This is a genomic window from Delftia sp. WSY_7 (genome assembly GCF_043104845.1).
GTDB classification, from domain to species: domain Bacteria; phylum Pseudomonadota; class Gammaproteobacteria; order Burkholderiales; family Burkholderiaceae_C; genus Comamonas; species Comamonas tsuruhatensis.
On sequence record NZ_JBICLB010000034.1, the window covers coordinates 87,090 to 104,650 of the forward strand.

16 protein-coding genes are annotated in these 17,561 nt (G+C 68.3%); 8 read left to right on the forward strand and 8 right to left on the reverse strand.

Going from position 1 to position 17,561, the window contains the following annotated elements; genetic code table 11:
* Positions 1-2 precede the first annotated feature (2 nt).
* Positions 3-686: a response regulator transcription factor gene (locus ACF8ME_RS15185; protein ID WP_013804635.1), complete on the reverse strand. Its 684-nt coding sequence runs from the start codon at positions 684-686 to the stop codon at positions 3-5.
* A gap of 191 nt (positions 687-877) precedes the next feature.
* On the opposite strand from ACF8ME_RS15185, the gene ACF8ME_RS15190 reads away from it, so the two are divergent.
* Positions 878-1,513 (forward strand): TetR/AcrR family transcriptional regulator, encoded by a 636-nt coding sequence (locus ACF8ME_RS15190; protein WP_392417242.1) that lies wholly within the window; start codon positions 878-880, stop codon positions 1,511-1,513.
* A 15-nt stretch (positions 1,514-1,528) separates the two neighbouring features.
* On the opposite strand, the gene paaN is transcribed toward ACF8ME_RS15190, so the two are convergent.
* A complete protein-coding gene (gene paaN / locus ACF8ME_RS15195) occupies positions 1,529-3,187 on the reverse strand; it encodes a phenylacetic acid degradation protein PaaN (protein ID WP_392417244.1) in 1,659 nt (552 codons plus the stop codon).
* A 148-nt stretch (positions 3,188-3,335) separates the two neighbouring features.
* On the opposite strand from paaN, the gene paaK reads away from it, so the two are divergent.
* The 6 genes from paaK to paaE are packed head-to-tail and all read left to right on the forward strand — an operon-like array spanning position 3,336 to position 8,484.
* Positions 3,336-4,655, forward strand: a complete 1,320-nt coding sequence (paaK, locus tag ACF8ME_RS15200) for a phenylacetate--CoA ligase PaaK (RefSeq protein WP_392417246.1) — start codon at positions 3,336-3,338, stop codon at positions 4,653-4,655.
* Positions 4,656-4,700: 45 nt separating this feature from the next.
* Positions 4,701-5,723, forward strand: coding sequence for a 1,2-phenylacetyl-CoA epoxidase subunit PaaA (gene paaA / locus ACF8ME_RS15205; RefSeq protein WP_012202742.1), 1,023 nt, complete (start codon positions 4,701-4,703; stop codon positions 5,721-5,723).
* Positions 5,720-6,025, forward strand: coding sequence for a 1,2-phenylacetyl-CoA epoxidase subunit PaaB (paaB, locus tag ACF8ME_RS15210; RefSeq protein ID WP_013804631.1), 306 nt, complete (start codon positions 5,720-5,722; stop codon positions 6,023-6,025). Before paaA ends, paaB begins: the two co-directional genes overlap by 4 nt.
* A 13-nt stretch (positions 6,026-6,038) precedes the next feature.
* Positions 6,039-6,821: a 1,2-phenylacetyl-CoA epoxidase subunit PaaC gene (paaC, locus tag ACF8ME_RS15215; RefSeq protein ID WP_043825951.1), complete on the forward strand. Its 783-nt coding sequence runs from the start codon at positions 6,039-6,041 to the stop codon at positions 6,819-6,821.
* Positions 6,821-7,390: a 1,2-phenylacetyl-CoA epoxidase subunit PaaD gene (gene paaD / locus ACF8ME_RS15220; RefSeq protein ID WP_133074235.1), complete on the forward strand. Its 570-nt coding sequence runs from the start codon at positions 6,821-6,823 to the stop codon at positions 7,388-7,390. Before paaC ends, paaD begins: the two co-directional genes overlap by 1 nt.
* Positions 7,387-8,484 (forward strand): 1,2-phenylacetyl-CoA epoxidase subunit PaaE, encoded by a 1,098-nt coding sequence (paaE, locus tag ACF8ME_RS15225; protein ID WP_047218904.1) that lies wholly within the window; start codon positions 7,387-7,389, stop codon positions 8,482-8,484. Before paaD ends, paaE begins: the two co-directional genes overlap by 4 nt.
* A gap of 33 nt (positions 8,485-8,517) precedes the next feature.
* On the opposite strand, the gene ACF8ME_RS15230 is transcribed toward paaE, so the two are convergent.
* The 6 genes from ACF8ME_RS15230 to ACF8ME_RS15255 form a co-directional block, all read right to left on the reverse strand.
* Complete coding sequence (locus ACF8ME_RS15230; protein ID WP_016449342.1) at positions 8,518-9,210, reverse strand: hypothetical protein; 693 nt, start codon at positions 9,208-9,210, stop codon at positions 8,518-8,520.
* A 2-nt stretch (positions 9,211-9,212) separates the two neighbouring features.
* Positions 9,213-9,521 carry a hypothetical protein gene (locus tag ACF8ME_RS15235; RefSeq protein WP_392417249.1) on the reverse strand — a complete coding sequence of 103 codons (309 nt, stop codon included), beginning with the start codon at positions 9,519-9,521 and terminating at the stop codon, positions 9,213-9,215.
* 395 nt (positions 9,522-9,916) lie between these two features.
* Complete coding sequence (locus tag ACF8ME_RS15240) at positions 9,917-11,371, reverse strand: SulP family inorganic anion transporter (RefSeq protein WP_227472475.1); 1,455 nt, start codon at positions 11,369-11,371, stop codon at positions 9,917-9,919.
* A gap of 326 nt (positions 11,372-11,697) precedes the next feature.
* Entirely contained in the window at positions 11,698-12,195 is a 498-nt protein-coding gene (locus ACF8ME_RS15245; protein WP_392417252.1) for a hypothetical protein, read from the reverse strand.
* Positions 12,196-12,281: 86 nt separating this feature from the next.
* Positions 12,282-12,848, reverse strand: coding sequence for a single-stranded DNA-binding protein (gene ssb, locus ACF8ME_RS15250; protein ID WP_209672419.1), 567 nt, complete (start codon positions 12,846-12,848; stop codon positions 12,282-12,284).
* A gap of 159 nt (positions 12,849-13,007) precedes the next feature.
* On the reverse strand, positions 13,008-14,183 hold the full coding sequence (locus ACF8ME_RS15255; protein ID WP_070080733.1) for an MFS transporter: 1,176 nt from the start codon (positions 14,181-14,183) through the stop codon (positions 13,008-13,010).
* A 273-nt stretch (positions 14,184-14,456) separates the two neighbouring features.
* Here ACF8ME_RS15255 and uvrA point away from each other — a divergent pair, with 273 nt between their 5' ends.
* The gene (gene uvrA, locus ACF8ME_RS15260; RefSeq protein ID WP_392417254.1) at positions 14,457-17,558 is read left to right on the forward strand and encodes an excinuclease ABC subunit UvrA; all 3,102 of its coding nucleotides are present in this window, start codon (positions 14,457-14,459) and stop codon (positions 17,556-17,558) included.
* The last annotated feature ends 3 nt before the right edge of the window (positions 17,559-17,561 follow it).

Below are 17,561 nucleotides of genomic sequence, written 5' to 3' on the forward strand. Positions count from 1 at the left end.
CGTCAGCCCAGCAATCCGCGCACGCGTGCCGTGTTGACGGCGCGCGTGCGCGAGGACACGGCCAGCTTGCGGTAGATGTGCTTGATGTGGCATTCCACCGTGTAGCGCGACAGGTGCAGCTGCTCGGCGATCTCGCGGTTGGTCAGGCCATCGGCCACCAGGCGCAGGATCTGGCTTTCGCGCGCGCTCAGCGTGGACTCGGTGCCGCTGCTCTCCGGCGTGGCCGGTGCCGCGCCCTGCAGCTCGGCGATCACGCGGCGCGCGATGAAGGGGTCGATGGGCGCGCCGCCGCGCAGCACGCTGCGGATGGACAGCGACACTTCCAGGTCGTCGCGCTCCTTGAGCACATAGCCGGTGGCGCCTGCGCGCAGCGCCGCGAGGATGGCGTCCTCCGTGCTCCAGGCCGAGATCACCAGGATGCCCACGGCCGGGTCTGCGCTGCGCATCTCGGCGATCAGGTCGATGCCGCTGCCGTCGGGCAGGCCCAGGTCCACCAGGGCCAGCGCCACGGGCTCGGCCAGGCAGGCGCGGGCCTGGGCCAGGGAGCCGGCGAACAGCAGGGCATCGGGCGTGTAGCCCAGCTGGCCCAGCACGGACTGCAGCCGCTGGCGGATCAGCGGCTCGTCCTCCACCACCAGCACCGGGGCCGGAAGCGTGGACTCTGGGACAAGCAGGTGGGCGGGCATGGAAAAGGCGTGCGCAGCGGCGGGCGTAAAAAGGGGCAGGATGGCCGCCCGACTGTGGGCGAAGCCCGCATCTTTGCATATCCCTGAAAACTGGTAATCGCGGGGGCGCGCGCCGCTGCGCCGTCCATAATTCCGGCCCGGGCCGCACGGGCGGACCCTGGCAACGACATCTACCGAAAGGACGCCGCCGCATGGCACGCGTACGTGACCCTGCTGGCTACGATGGCCAGCGTGAAATGATCCTCTCCCACGCCGCCCAGCTGTTCGCGCAGCGCGGCTATGCGGGCACCTCCATGAACGAGGTGGCTGCGGCCTGCAGCGTCTCCAAGGCCACGCTCTACCACTATGTGCTCGACAAGCACGACCTGGCCGTGCGCATTGCCGAAGAGCATGTGCTGCGCCTCGAAGCCCTGGTCAACGACACCCTGCAGGCCCATGCCGATCCCGAGCAGCGCCTGCATGCGCTGATCCGCGGCTTCGGCCAGGAGTACGCCCAGGCCCAGAATGCCCACCGCGTGCTGACCGAGGACGTGCGTTTCCTGCGCGAGGAAGACCAGCAGCGCATCCTGGACGTGGAGCGCCGCGTGGTCGCCGCCTTTGCGCAGACCATTGCCCAGGTGCGCGGAGAACCTGCCGACAGCGCCCTGGGCAAGCCCCTGGCCATGCTGCTGTTCGGCATGATCAACTGGACCTTCACCTGGCTCAAGCCGGGCGGCACGCTGGACCATGACGCCATTGGCACCATGGTGTCCCAGCTGTTCTTCGGCGGCGTGCGCGCGGTCAGCGTGCCGGATGGCAAGAAGCCGCGCAAGGCCCGCCAGGCCTAGGCTCGGCCCGGTCCCTTACCACCGGCGCTGCACGACCACGAAGCGGTCGGCCACGAAGGCCAGCGTGGTGTAGCTGGCATTGGCCGCGGGATTGCCGCCCGTGGCATGGAAGTCCGAGAAGCCTGCCGACTGGTTGACCATCACGCCCTGCGTGAGGTTGATGGACAGGGCCACGCGCGAGCGCAGCGCCGAGGCCGCCACGGCATCGACGAAGGCCGCATCCGTGGAGTACAGGCCCAGCGTCATCGCGCCATGCGCGCGCACGCTGCGCTCGGCCAGCTCGCGCGCTGCCTGGGCCGAGGGCACGGCCACCAGGTAGGAGACCGGGCCGAAGCATTCGCGCTCGTAGATGGCGGCGTCCGCCACGTCCAGCGCGCGCAGCGCGGGCGTGCGCACCTCGGCCTGCGGGTATTCGGGATGGGTGAGCTTTTGCGAGGCGCGCACGGCGCGGCCCACGGTGGCAGCCTGTTCCACGCGCTCCACGGTCTGCGCAGAGCCTATGGCGCCCAGCACGGTGAAGGCCACCTTGGGATCGGCCAGCAACTGGTCGATGGCGGCGGCCAGATCGGCGCCGACCTGCTCGAAGCTCTTGTGGCCCTGGTCAGTCTCTATGCCACCGGCCGGAACCAGCAGGTTCTGCGTGGTGGTGCACATCTGGCCGCTGTACAGCGACAGTGACAGGGCCAGATTGCGCAGCATGCCTGCGTAGGCATCGGTGGACTCGATCACCACCAGGTTCACGCCGGCCATCTCGGCATACAGGCGTGCCTGCGGCGCGTTGGACTGCAGCCACTGGCCGAAGGCATTGCCGCCGGTGAAGTCGATGGAGGCCACGGCGGCGTGCGTGGCCAGGGCCTGGGTCAATTCGGGCTTGTCGCTCACGGCCAGGGTCACGAGGTTGGGGTCCAGGCCCTGCTCGGTCAGCACATCGCGCAGCACGCTCACGGTGAGCGCGGCCGGCAGCACGGCGTTGGGGTGGGGCTTGACGATCACGGGGTTGCCCGTGGCCAGCGCGGCGAACAGGCCCGGGTAGGTGTTCCAGGTCGGGAAGGTGGCGCAGCCGATGACCAGGGCCACGCCACGCCCCACGATCTCGAAGCGCTTGTGCAGCACGGCGGGCGCATGCTTGCCCTGGGGCTTTTCCCAGACGGCCTCGGCAGGCACGTCGGCCATGGCCTTCCAGGCCACGGCAATGGCTTCCAGGGCGCGGTCCTGGGCATGGGGGCCGCCGGCCTGGAAGGCCATCATCGCGCCCTGGCCCGTGGTCAGCATCACGGCATGCGCGATCTCGAAGCTGCGCTGGTGGATGCGCGTCAGCGCCTCCAGCAGCACGCCGGTGCGGCCCTGGGGGCCCAGCGCCTGCCATGCGGGCTCGGCCGCCTGGGCTGCATCCACCAGCGCCTGGGCATCGCACTCGGGGTAGCGGATGTCCAGGGCCACGCCATAGGGCGATTGCTCGGTGGCCACGCGGGCGCGTTCACCGGGCTGGCGCAGCGGATAGTCCTTGCCGAACAGCGCCTGCACGGCGGCGTGGCCCTGGGCCTGGGCGGTCTCGCCATACACCTTGGGCGAAGGCGCTTCGGGGAAGGGCGACCAGTGGCCCCGGCGGGACAGGGCCTGCAGCGCGTCGTCGAGCAGGGGGCGGTGGTGTTCGTAGAGGGCGTGGGCGGGCATGGGATGTCTCCTGGGTTGGAATGTGGCGTCGCTATCAGGGTTAGTACCGGACAACAAGCCTTGTTGCTCAAGAAAGCTGCATCTTATAATCCTACCGTCCGGTCGGTCAATTATTCTGAACCCCTTGCCTCACGACGCCAGAACCCCGATGAACAAAGACCTGCGCCCCGCCCCCGGCGAACTCGACCCCATCGAAACCGCCAGCCGCGACGAGATCGCCTCGCTGCAGCTGCAGCGCCTGCGCTGGTCGCTGCAGCATGCCTACGACAACGTGCCGCACTACCGCCGCGCCTTCGATGAGAAGGGCGTGCACCCCTCCGATCTGCGCACGCTGTCCGACCTGGCCCGCTTTCCCTTCACCACCAAGAAGGACCTGCGCGAGAACTACCCGTTCGGCATGTTCGCCGTGCCGCGCCAGAAGGTGGCGCGCGTGCATGCCTCCTCGGGCACCACGGGCAAGCCCACGGTCGTGGGCTACACGCTGAATGACATCGACAACTGGGCCAACCTGGTGGCGCGCTCCATCCGCGCGGCGGGCGGGCGGCCCGGCGACATGGTGCATGTGGCCTACGGCTACGGCCTGTTCACGGGCGGCCTGGGCGCGCACTACGGTGCCGAGCGCGCGGGCTGCACCGTGGTGCCCATGTCGGGCGGGCAGACCGAAAAGCAGGTGCAGCTGATCCAGGACTTTCGGCCCGACATCATCATGGTCACGCCCAGCTACATGCAGGTGATCGTGGAGGAGATGCAGCGCCAGGGGATGGACCCGCGCGAGAGCTCGCTCAAGATCGGCATCTTCGGCGCCGAGCCCTGGACCGAGGCCATGCGCCGCGAGATCGAGGGCAAGGCGGGGCTGGACGCCGTGGACATCTACGGCCTGTCCGAAGTCATGGGCCCGGGCGTGGCCAGCGAATGCGTGGAAAGCAAGGACGGGCCGGTGATCTGGGAAGACCATTTCTATCCCGAGATCATCGACCCGGACACGGGCGAGGTGCTGCCCGACGGCAGCGAGGGGGAGCTGGTCTTCACGTCGCTGTCCAAGGAGGCCATGCCCATCATTCGTTACCGCACGCGGGACCTGACGCGGCTGCTGGCGCCGACTTCGCGCAGCTTCCGGCGCATGGGCAAGATCGTGGGGCGCAGCGACGACATGATGATCATCCGCGGCGTCAACGTCTTTCCGACCCAGATCGAGGAAATCGTGCTGGCCAATGCCAGCCTCACGGGCCTGTACCAGATGCACATCAGCCGTGAAGGCCTGCTGGACACCGTCGAGGTGCACTGCGAGCTGCAGCCGCAGCGGCGCGGCCTGGGCGATGCCGAGCGCGGCGAGATCGCGCAGTGGGTGCAGCAGCGCATCAAGACCCTGGTGGGCATTTCCACGGCGGTGCGCGTCTTCGATCCCGACACCATCGAGCGCACGCAGACCGGCAAGGCCCGGCGCGTGTACGACAGGCGGCCGCGTTGAGGCACCGCCGGCCGTCGTCAACCATTTCACTGAAGGAGATCGCACATGTACACCCAGGCCATGGACACCATGGGCAAGGAAGCGGGCGATGGCGGCAAGGCCGTGCGCTCGGCCGACGAAATGCGCCTGCAGCAGCGCTTTGACGAGCGCATCGATGCCGGCGAATTCATCGAGGCCAAGGACTGGATGCCCGACAACTACCGCAAGACGCTGCTGCGCCAGATCAGCCAGCATGCGCACAGCGAGATCGTCGGCATGCTGCCCGAGGGCAACTGGATCAGCCGCGCGCCCACCCTCAAGCGCAAGGCCATCCTGCTGGCCAAGGTGCAGGACGAGGGCGGCCATGGCCTGTACCTCTACGCGGCCGCCGAGACGCTGGGCAGCAGCCGCGACCAGATGCTGCACGCGCTGCACACGGGCAAGGCCAAGTACAGCTCCATCTTCAACTACCCCACGCTGACCTGGGCCGACATGGGCACCATCGGCTGGCTGGTGGACGGCGCGGCCATCATGAACCAGGTGCCCATCTGCCGCTGCTCCTATGCGCCCTATGCGCGTGCCATGGTGCGTATCTGCCGCGAGGAGAGCTTTCACCAGCGCCAGGGCTACGAGGCGCTGCTGACCATGATGCAGCAGGGCACCGAGGCGCAGAAGGCCATGGTGCAGGACGCCGTCAACCGCTGGTGGTGGCCGTCCATCATGATGTTCGGTCCTCCCGACGACCAGTCTCCCAACAGCGCGCAGTCCATGCGCTGGGGCATCAAGCGCATCTCCAACGACGCGCTGCGCCAGAAGTTCATCGACGCCACGGTGGACCAGGCCAAGGTGCTGGGCGTCACCCTGCCCGATCCCGACCTGAAATGGAACGAGGCCCGCCAGGCCCATGACCATGGCCCCATCGACTGGGACGAGTTCTGGCGCGTGATCGCCGGAGACGGCCCCTGCAACCGCGAGCGCCTGGGCGCCCGCGTCAAGGCCTGGGACGAAGGCGCCTGGGTGCGCGAGGCCGCCCTGGCCCATGCCCGCAAGCAGACACAGAGAAACCAGACCCGCAAGGAGGCCGCATGACCACCGCCGAACAGAACATCACCAACGAATGGCCGCTGTGGGAAGTCTTCGTCCGCAGCAAGGCCGGCCTGGACCACAAGCACTGCGGCAGCCTGCATGCGGCCGACCCGCAGATGGCGCTGCAGATGGCGCGCGATGTCTACACGCGGCGCCAGGAGGGCGTGAGCGTCTGGGTGGTGCGCTCGGACCAGATCGTGGCCAGCGACCCCGGCGACAAGGACATGTTCTTCGACCCGGCTCAGGACAAGGTCTACCGCCATCCGACCTTCTACCAGCTGCCGCCCTCGGTGGACCACATGTGAGCGGGGAGCTGCCATGAATGCCTCCGCCTCCTCCATCGCCATCGACGCCCGCCCCGAGGTGCAGTACCTGCTGCGCCTGGGCGATACCTGCCTGATCCTGGCCCAGCGCCTGGGCCAGTGGTGCGGCCACGCGCCCATCCTCGAAGAGGACATCGCCATGACCAACATGGCGCTGGACCTGGTCGGCCAGGCGCGTGCGCTGCTCACGCGCGCCGGCCAGCTCGAAGGCCGCGCGCACGACGAGGACCAGCTCGCCTTTCTGCGCGACGAGCGCGACTACTTCAACGCCACGCTGGCCGAGCTGCCGCGCGGCGACTTCGCCTTCACCGTGCTGCGCAACGCCATGGCTGCCACCTGGCTGCGCCTGATGTGGGAGCGTCTGGTGCACTCCAGCGACGCCGAGCTGGCCGCCATCGCCGCCAAGGCGCTCAAGGAAGCGCGCTACCACGAGCAGCACGCGGGCGACTGGGTGGTGCGCCTGGGCGACGGCACCGAGGAATCGCGCCAGCGCATGGAGGCGGCGCTGGCCCAGCTGTGGCGCTATGCGGCTGAGCTGTTCACCGACGACGCCACGGACGCCGCCGCACGCGCCAGCGGCCTGGGCCCGGCCTGGTCCGAGCTGCGCGAGCCCTGGCAGGCCGAAATGGCTGCCCTGCTGCAGGAGGCCACGCTGGACATGCCGGCCGAATCCGCCTTCCGCAGCACGGGCCGCAACGGCGTTCACAGCGAGCACATGGGCTTCATCCTGGCCGAGATGCAGCACCTGCAGCGCGCCTATCCGGGCGGGGTGTGGTGATGGCTGCCGCACGGCTGGTGGCCGTCACATCCGCCTCGGCCGAGCGCGAGCGCCTGGCCTGGGCCGCGCTGCAGGACGTGCCCGATCCCGAGGTGCCCGTGATCTCGGTCTGCGAGCTGGGCATCGTGCGCGAGGTCCATGCCCTGCCCGAAGGCCAGGGCATGGAGATCGTGCTCACGCCCACCTACTCGGGCTGCCCGGCCACCGAGGTCATAGAGCGCAGCGTGCTCGAGGCCATCGAGGCCGCCGGCCTGGGCCCTGCGCGTGCCGTGCTGCGCCGCGCCCCGGCCTGGACCACGGACTGGATCAGCGACGACGGCCGGCGCAAGCTGCGCGAGTACGGCATCGCGCCCCCAGGGCGCTGCGGCGACTCCGGCCTGCCGGAAGGCACCTCGCCCATCCGCCTGGTGCGCCGCCGCCAGGGCATTGCCGCGCCCGAGCCCGTTGCCTGCCCGCACTGCGGCAGCGTGCACACCGAGCGGCTGTCGGCCTTCGGCGCCACGGCCTGCAAGGCCCTGCACCGCTGCCTGGACTGCCGCGAACCCTTCGAACACTTCAAGCCGATATGACCACGACCACGATGTTCCACCCGCTGCGCGTGCGCAGCATTGCGCCCGACACGGCCGAGGCCGTGGTCGTCTCCTTCGACGTGCCGCCCGCGCTGCGCGAGGTCTTCGGGTTCACCCAGGGCCAGTACCTGACGCTGCGCCACCAGATCGACGGCCAAGACCTGCGCCGCAGCTACTCCATCTGCGCAGGCGTGGATGACGGCGAGCTGCGCGTGGGCGTGCGCAAGGTGCGCGGCGGCCAGTTCTCCAACTGGATCAACGAGCATCTGCGCCCCGGCGACACGCTGCAGGTCATGGCGCCCCAGGGCCGCTTCTTCGTGCCCATCGAGCCCGGGGCCGCGCGCCACCATGTGGGCATCGCCGGCGGCAGCGGCATCACGCCCATCCTGTCCATCATGAAGACCGTGCTGGCGCGCGAGCCCGCCAGCCGCTTCACGCTGATCTACGGCAACCGCCAGCTGCAGTCCACCATGTTCAAGGAGGAGATCGAGGACCTCAAGAACCGCTACATGTCGCGGCTGTCGCTGCAGCATGTGTTCTCGGACGAGCACACCGACCTGCCGCTGAACATGGGCGTGATGGACCGCAGCAAGATCGCCGAATTCCTGCAGGGCGTGGTGCCGGCCGCGCACATCGACCATGTCTACATCTGCGGACCCTTCCAGATGAACGACGAGGCCGAGGCCGCCCTGCTGGCCGCCGGCGTGCCCGAGGAGCGCATCCACATCGAGCGCTTCGGCGTGGCCCTGCCGGCCGCAGGCCAGGGCACGGTGGGCGCCGTGGTGCACGAGGCCCAGCCCGGCGACGCCGCCACCGCCCGCATCACCCTGGTACGCGACGGCCTCTCGCGCGAGATCCCCTTCACGCGCGGCCAGGCCAGCATCCTGGACGCGGCCTCCTCGGCCGGGCTGGAAGTGCCCTATTCCTGCACCTCGGGCGTCTGCGGCACCTGCCGCGCCAAGGTGGTCGAGGGCGAAGTGCGCATGGAGCGCAACTTCGCACTCGACAAGAACGAGGTCGCCTGCGGCTTTGTCCTGACCTGCCAGGCGCATCCGCTGACCGAGCGCGTGGTGCTGTCGTTCGATGAGCGGTGAGGGCGCCTGCGTTCTGGCGCAGGGCAGGAAGACTCAGGGAAACAGTGTCGAAAGCATGTGCTTTGGCACTGGCAGCCCATCAGATGCTTCGATGAAATGCAGACCCTTGGATGCGGGCTGTATGGACTGAAACGCGGAAGGAAAGCGCGGCAGCTGCACATGGTGCTTGCTCTTGCATTCCTCGCAGGCGTGGAACTGCGGCTGGAAGACTTTGTTTTTATGGCTTCCCACGGGACCGTTGGCATCCCAGACGGCCAGCGATGCCTCGGTGGAAACCGGCTTGCACAGGTTCTTCCAGTCCAGTGCCCCGTGCACGACCATGTAAAAGCCAATCAGGTTGGAAACCAGGTCTTCCTGGCTGAATCCACTGTCTGTGAGGAGCGACATGGATGCCTGCAGGCTCTCGAAGCCCATGGAAACCTCCATGAATATGGCCAGGGCCACGGAGCGCTTCGCTGAAAGAGACAGGCCTTTCTTGACGAGATAGAACTTGGCAAATTCCTGGGTCAGGCCAAAGCGCCCCATGGATTGCTTGTATTGAATCAGATGGCTGTCGGAGTGACCGGGAATCCCGATGCCGCGCTCATGCAGTATGTCTTTCCAGAGATAGGCCGCACTGGCGTAGCGATTGCGATGGCTCTCGACCGATTGGAGGTGGCCCAGGTCAATCCATCCGCAGTTGCAGGTATAGATGAGTCTTCGGGGTATGTGGGATCTGCTGGACATGTTCAGTCGTAATGGGTGAGCGTGACCTTGCACAGGCCTGTTGCCATTGCCTGGGTGACCGCCAGTACGGCAACTTCGCCGGCCGATGACGCGTATTGCGCGTATTGGACAAGGCGCTCTCCCTCGGGGACAAACGATGCGGCGGCATTTCCGGCATCGATGGATCTCTGGTGGAAATCCTTCTGGCGCAGGTAGCTGGTGAGGGCCGCAGTGGCCTCGGTGATGTCCTTGGCGCTGGTCTCGAAGGTCATCTCGGACTGCGGGGGCTTGTTGCCATCACCGACGGAGCCGAAGTAGGTGGGCTGCGCCATCGTCCCTGTCGCTGGCGCATTGCGTATCAGGGAAGAGATGCCTACGTAATATCTGAGCGATCCCCGCTCAGGCGAGTAGTCCTCCTGGGAGATGAGAAACCCATACACGGCCAACCAGGATGCGGATGCGGCAAAGACCAGGAGGACAAGGCCCAAGATAACGGATCTGAGTCGCATGGAAGAGATGGAACGGGTTCGGGGAGGTGACGGCGGTCCAGATCCTAAATGAGCGGGCTGAAATCTTTATTTCAAAAGAGTAACTCTTTGAAATAGAGAATTTTCTGAATGACCCATTCGATATTTGACGGATTTCTCTTTGCGAAAGAGCAGACCGCGTCTGCCCCAGGAAAGCCAGCGGTCTGCCAGCGCTGGAAAACCATGCCCGGGGCAGGTTCCTACTCGATGCCGATATCCAGCCGTGACACCAGTGCCCGGCCGTGTTCGTTCAGGCCCGTCACCTCGACCGTGCTGCCGTGCTTGCGCAGGCGCTGGCAGACCTTGTCCAGCGCATTGACGGCCGTGATGTCCCAGAAATGGGCGTTGGTCAGTTCGATGCGCACGGGCCGGCCTTCGATGTCCCGCACGTCGAAGGCATCGACCAACTGGTCGGCCGAGGCAAAGAAGACCTGGCCCGAGACGCGGTAGGTCAGGCCTGCGCCGTCCTGCGTCTTCTCGACGGACAGCAGCCTTGAGACCTTGAAGGTGAAGAACACCCCGCTGAGCAGCACGCCGACGCCCACGCCGGCGGCCAGGTTGTCCGTGGCCACGGTGACCACCACGGTGGCCAGCATCACGGCGCTGGACAGCTTGGGATGCCTGAGCAGGGCGCGGGCCGATCCCCAGTCCAGCGTGGAGGCCGACACCATCACCATGATGGCCACCAGCGCCGCCACCGGCACCTGGGACACCCAGGGCTTGAGCAGCACCATCAGGATGAGCAGGAAGGCGCCCGCGAACAGCGTGGACAGCCGGCCGCGGCCGCCGTAGCGCACATTGCCCACGGTCTGGCCGATCATGGCGCAGCCCGCGATGCCGCCGAACAGGCTGGCTGCGATGTTGGCCACGCCGATGCCGCTGCACTCGCGGTTCTTGGAGCTGGGCGTGTCCGTGAGTTCATCGACCACGCTGGCCGTCATCATGGACTCCAGCAATCCCACCATGGCGATCGCCAGCGCGGGCAGGGCGATCAGGCGCAGCGTCTCCAGCGACCACGGCACCTGCGGCAGCCCGAAGCTGGGCAGGCCGTCCGGCAGCAGGCCCAGGTCGGCCACCGTCTTCAGGGGCAGGTCCAGCCAATTCGCCGCCACCGTCAGCACCACGATGCAGACCAGGGGCGAAGGCACCGCCGTGGTCAGCCGGGGCAGGCCGTAGATGATCAGCAGGCCGGCGCCCACCATGGCCCAGGTGGCGGCATTGGCGCCGATCAGGTGCGGCATCTGGGCCGAGAAGATCAGGATGGCCAGCGCATTGACGAAGCCCGTGCGCACCGAGCCGGACACATAGCGCATCAGCACGCCCAGGCGCAGCAGGCCGAACAGGATCTGCACGGCTCCCGCAAGAATGCCGGCCGCAAAAAGGTACTGCACGCCATGCGCATGCACCAGCGGAGCGGCCACCAGGGCGACCGAGCCCGCAGCCGCCGACACCATGGCCGGGCGCGCGCCCGTGAAGGCGATGACGATGCTGATGATGAAGGAGGCGAACAGGCCGACGGCGGGATCGACCCCGGCCACGAAGGAGAAGGCGATGACCTCGGGGATCAGCGCAAAGGTGGCCACGGCGCCGGCCATGAGCTCGCGCGGAATGCTGGGCGCCCACTCGGCGCGAAAGGGATGGGGGTGTTTCGACATGGAAATGGCCGACCCCGCCGCGCTGGGTGTGACAAGGCGGGGCAGGATTTTGTAGACGGGAATGAACATGCCGGGCGTCGGGCGATGCCCGAAACAACCTGGCGGCTTGTACGGTTCGGCCGTGCTACGGCGGCGCCAGGCGGGTGCAGCCCGAGCGCCGGCTCTGCGAGCCGCGCGCGATGCGGGCCAGCGTGAAGCTGTGAAGGCGTGCGGCATCGCGGCTGCGCGCATGGCGAGCCCCGGGTTGACGGTGCCGGTGGACTGAAATCACGGGCGCGATTGTACGAGGGGGTGCTGCCTGCCGCGGGATGGGCCCCTGGCCGCAATCAGTCGTAGTGCGCCATGGTGGCGCGGTAGCGCACAGGGCCTTGCTCGGCCGACGAGGCCTGCACCACTTCCACGTAGACGACTTGGCCCGAAGACGCCGTGTACCTGGCATGGCGAACGCGCCGCCCCATGCCGTAGGAGGGGCCGGGCGTTTCGTCGTCCGCAGTCCGGGAATAGCCTTTGCCGAGCAGGTAGGCATCGAAGGCGTGCGTGGCGGGGCCAATGCTTGCGAACTCCATGTCATAGGACATCAGGTCGTGTGGCGGCTTGTTGCCGTCGCCCACGGTGCCGAAGTACTCCGCCTTGCCCAGCGCGCCCACCAGCGGCGCATGGCGCACCAGGGACGAGATGCCGATGTAGTAGGTGAAGCTGCCGGGCTCGGGCGTGTAGTCCTCTTGCGAGATCAGGCAGAGGGCTGCAGCCAGCCAGCCGAACACGGCCAGCGGCAGGCACAGGACAAGACTCCACAACAGGGTTCTGGCACGCGGCAGGAGCATGGGATTTGTCGTCGGGCGCCTGGAAAAACAAAACCCGCTTTCCGGGGAAAGCGGGTCTGGATGCTCAAGAACCTTGATGGTCCGAATCAAAACGGAATGTCGTCATCCATGTCGTCAAAGCCCGAGGCTGCGCGCTGCGGCGGGGGTGCCATGGGTGCGGGGGCGGGGCGCTGGGGAGGGGCCTGGCGCGGTGCGGGCGCTGCCATGGGGGCAGGGGCCGGGCGGCGCTGTTGCTGCTGGGGAGGGGCGTCGTAGCCGCTGTCGCCATAGCCTTCATCGCCATAGCCGCCGCCTTGCTGGCCACCGCCGCCGCCTTGGCGGCTGCCCAGCATCTGCATGGTGTCGGCGCGGATTTCGGTGGCGTAGCGTTCCTGGCCGGAGGCCTGGTCGGTCCACTTGCGCGTGCGCAGGCTGCCTTCGACATAGACCTGGCTGCCCTTGCGCAGGTACTGGCCCACGATTTCGGCCAGGCGGCCGTTGAAGACCACGCGGTGCCACTCGGTGGCTTCCTTGTTCTCGCCCGTGTTCTTGTCGCGCCAGCGGTCGGTGGTGGCGATGGTCACGTTGGCCACCTGGTCGCCACTCGGGAAGGTGCGCATTTCGGGGTCGCGCCCGAGGTTGCCGACGATGATGACCTTGTTGACGGATGCCATGAGTGAAATACCTTTACAGAGAGAAGTGGCCCGGGCATAGAAGGATGGATCCCGGGCCAGACGCGCCATTGTGCCGCAAGCCGTCCGCCGTTGGCAGGGGGCGGATATGCCGGTGCAGCGGCTGGCTGCAGCAGTTTGTAACCGTCGGAAAACTGCCGTTCAGCCGTGGCGGCCCACGGGGCGCAGCGGCCAGGTGACGACCAGCCACAGCACGGCCAGGACGCTCGTCAGGGTGAACAGGCCCGGCATGCCGGCCCATTTGGCGACGGCGCCGCCCAGCGCGCCGCCGGCGAACAGGCCCAGCGATTGCAGCGTGTTGTAGGCGCCCAGCGCCGCGCCGCGCAGCGGAGCCGGCGCCATGCGCGAGACCAGGCTGGGCTGGGTGGCCTCCAGCGCGTTGAAGCCGCAGAAGAACACAAACATCAGCACGGCCATGGCCCACAGCGGCGGCTGCGCGCCGCCGGCCGCCAGCAGGCCCAGGCCGATCTGCACGAGGGTGATCAGGGCGATGGCGCCCAGCAGGGCCGCGCGCAGGCGCCCGCGCCGCTCCATGGCGAACAGGCCGCCCATGGCGGCGAAGGACAGCACCACGGCCGGCAGGTAGACATGCCAGTGCGCCTGCTTGTCCAGGCCTGCCTGCACCAGCATGGCGGGCACGGCCACCCACATGGACATCTGCACGGTGTGCAGCACGAACACGCCCAGGTTCAGGCGCACCAGGTCGCCATGGCGCCACAGCTCGGCCATGCGGCCGCGCGGCTGGTCGGCGTGGCGCGCGGGCTCGGGCGGGACGACCCAGAGCACGACGGCAATGCCCGCCAGCGCCAGGGCGCAGGTCAGGCCGAAGATGCCGGGCAGCCCGCCCCAGGCCGCCAGCAAGGGGCTGAGCACCAGGGCCAGCGCGAACATGAGGCCGATGCTGCCGCCCACCATGGCCATGGCCTTGGTGCGCACGCTGTCGCGCGTGAGGTCGGCCAGCAGCGCGGTCACGGCGGCCGAGACGGCGCCCGCGCCCTGCAGGCCCCGGCCCCACATCAGGCCCAGCAGCGAGTCGGCCGTGGCCGCCAGCAGGCTGCCCGCCGCAAAGACCAGCAGCCCGGCGACGATGACGCGCTTGCGCCCGAACCGGTCCGAAGCCAGGCCCAGGGGCAGCTGGAACACGGCCTGGGTGAGCCCGTACAGGCCCATGGCCAGGCCGATCATGGCCGGATCATCCCCGCCCGGGTATTTGCGCGCCTCCAGCGCGAACACCGGCAGCACCAGGAACAGGCCCAGCATGCGCAGCGCAAAGATCAGCGCCAGGCTGGCGCTGGATCGGCGTTCCTGCGAGGTCATGCGGCCCGATGCGGCCGAGGAGGGGGCTGGCGCCTGGGCGCCGTGGACGGGTGTGGGGGAATCGAGCACGGGGTGCACTGTTGTGGGGGCAAGCAATCCGCCATTCTCGCCCATAGGCCGGCGCTGCGGGGTGGCTGGGTTATGCAAGGCAGTGCAAGACAGTTTTGTGAAGGGGCGCCGCAGAAGGCCCTGCCGCCCCGCAGACCGAGCCGCCATGCGGTGGCACGGGTTCTGACCTATCATGGCGGGTTCGCCTTCGCAGGGGTTTTCCCGATGCCTGGTTCCCACACGATTTCCGAAGACGGCGGCCTGGACCGGGCCACCGACTCCCGCTCCCAGCCCGACGGCCGCTACCTTGGCCTGGCGCTGGCGCAGTCACGCATCGCCATCCGCGGTGCGCGCACGCACAACCTCAAGAACATCGACCTGGACATTCCGCGCAACCGCCTGGTGGTGATCACCGGGCTGTCGGGCTCGGGCAAGTCCAGCCTGGCCTTCGACACGCTGTATGCCGAGGGCCAGCGCCGCTATGTGGAGAGCCTGTCGGCCTATGCGCGCCAGTTCCTGGGGCGGCTGGACAAGCCCGATGTGGACCTGATCGAGGGCCTGTCGCCCGCCATCAGCATCGAGCAGAAGGCCACCAGCCACAACCCGCGCTCCACCGTGGGCACGGTGACCGAGATCAACGACTACCTGCGCCTGCTGTTCGCACGCGCCGGCACGCCCTACTGCCCCGACCACAACCTGCCGCTGCAGTCCCAGACCATCAGCCAGATGGTGGATGCGGCCCTGGCCCTGCCCGAGGACACGCGCCTCATGGTGCTGGGGCCGCTGGCGCGCAACAAGAAGGGCGAGTTCGCCGAGCTGTTCGCGCAGATGCAGGCCCAGGGCTATGTGCGCTTTCGCATCGACGGCAAGATCCACGAGTCCCATTCCCTGCCCACGCTGGAGAAGAACGAGCGCCACGACATCGACGTGGTGATCGACCGCCTCAAGGTGCGCGCCGACGCCCAGCAGCGCCTGGCCGAGAGCTTCGAGGCCGCCCTGCGCGCGGGCGGCGCCGACGCCGGCGGCCGCGTGATCGCCCTGGAGATGGACAGCGGCAAGGAACACCTCTTCAGCGCCAAGTTCGCCTGCCCGCTGTGCAGCTATTCGCTGCCCGAGCTGGAGCCGCGCCTGTTCTCGTTCAATTCGCCCATGGGCGCCTGCCCGGGCTGCGACGGCCTGGGCTGCACTGAGTCCTTCGACCCCGAGCGCGTGGTCGCCTTCCCCACGCTGAGCCTGGCCAGCGGCGCCGTCAAGGGCTGGGACCGGCGCAACGGCTACTACTTCTCCATGCTGGAGAGCGTGGCGCGCCACTATGGCGCCGATGTGGAGCTGCCCTTCGAGGAGCTGCCCGAGAAGGTGCGCAACGTGATGCTGTGGGGCTCGGGCGAGGAGGAAATGCCCTTCAGCTACGTCTTCGACAGCGGCGCGCGCAAGGGCGAGACCCTGGTCAAGAGCCATCCCTTCGAGGGCATCATCCCCAACATCACGCGGCGCTGGCGCGAGACCGAGTCCAGTGTGGTGCGCGACGACCTGGCGCGGCTGCGCAGCGTCGCCGTCTGCCCCGACTGCGGCGGCACGCGGCTGCGCCGCGAGGCGCGCTTCGTGCGCATCGGCGAGGGCGAGCAGGCCCGCGCCATCTACGAGGTGGGCCACGCCACGCTGGCCGAGGCCCATGCCTGGTGCGCGTCCCTGCAGCTGTCGGGCGCCAAGGCGGAGATCGCGGGCAAGGTGGTGCGCGAGATCGCCTCGCGCCTGCTGTTCCTCAACGACGTGGGCCTGAGCTACCTGAGCCTGGAGCGCGGCGCGGACACCCTGTCCGGCGGCGAGGCCCAGCGCATCCGCCTGGCCAGCCAGATCGGCAGCGGCCTGACGGGCGTGATGTATGTGCTGGACGAGCCCAGCATCGGACTGCACCAGCGCGACAACGACAAGCTCATCGGCACGCTGCAGCACCTGCGCGACATCGGCAACAGCGTCATCGTGGTCGAGCACGACGAGGACATGATGCGCGCGGCCGACCAGATCATCGACCTGGGGCCGGGCGCAGGCGTGCATGGCGGCCGCGTCATGGCCCAGGGCAGCTACGAAGAGGTGCGCGCCAACCCCGATTCGCCCACGGGCCGCTACCTGGCGGGCACCCAGCGCATCGAAGTGCCTGCGCGGCGCACGCCCTGGCAGCCCGTGGTCGAGGCGCCGGCCGAGGGCGAGGTCCGGTCTCCTGCCAAGGGCTTCCCCGCACGCACGGGCCAGCATCCGGCCGAGGCCGGTGCGGCTGCGCCGCAACTGCAGGCCCTGCGCGTGGTGGGCGCACGCGGCCACAATCTCAAGGGCGTGACGGCGGACTTTCCCGTGGGCCTGCTGACCTGCGTGACCGGCGTCTCGGGCTCGGGCAAGAGCACCCTGGTCAACGACACGCTCTATACCGAGGCCGCGCGCCAGATCCACCGCGCCGGCGGCGAGGCCGCGCCGCACGACGACATCATCGGCATGGGCCATTTCGACAAGGTCATCAATGTGGACCAGTCGCCCATAGGCCGCACGCCGCGCAGCAACCCGGCCACCTACACGGGCCTGTTCACGCCCATCCGCGACCTGATGGCCGAGACCAACACTGCCAAGGAGCGCGGCTACGGCCCCGGGCGCTTCTCCTTCAACGTGGCCGGCGGCCGCTGCGAGGCCTGCCAGGGCGACGGCGTGGTCAAGGTGGAGATGCACTTCCTGCCCGATGTCTATGTGCCCTGCGACATCTGCAACGGCCAGCGCTACAACCGCGAGACGCTGGAGGTGCAGTGGAAGGGCCGCAACATCTCCCAGATCCTGGAGATGACGGTGGAGGACGCCCATGCCTTCTTCAAGGACGTGCCCACCATCGCCCGCAAGCTGCAGACCCTGCTGGACGTGGGCCTGTCCTATATCCGGCTGGGCCAGAGCGCTACCACGCTGTCGGGCGGCGAGGCGCAGCGCGTCAAGCTGGCCCAGGAGCTGTCCAAGCGCGACACGGGTCGTACGCTCTACATCCTGGACGAGCCCACGACGGGCCTGCACTTCGCCGACATCGCCCTGCTGCTCAAGGTGCTGCAGCAGCTGCGCGATGCGGGCAACACCATCGTGGTCATCGAACACAACCTGGACGTGATCAAGACGGCCGACTGGATCATCGACATGGGCCCCGAAGGCGGCTCGGGCGGCGGCCAGGTGGTGGCCACGGGCACGCCCGAGGACGTGGCCGCCAACCCGGCCAGCCACACGGGGCGCTATCTGCGGCCCTATCTGGAGGCAGCGTCGGCTCCCGCGCAGGCCAAGCCAGGCCGCAAGAACGCAAAGTGAGGC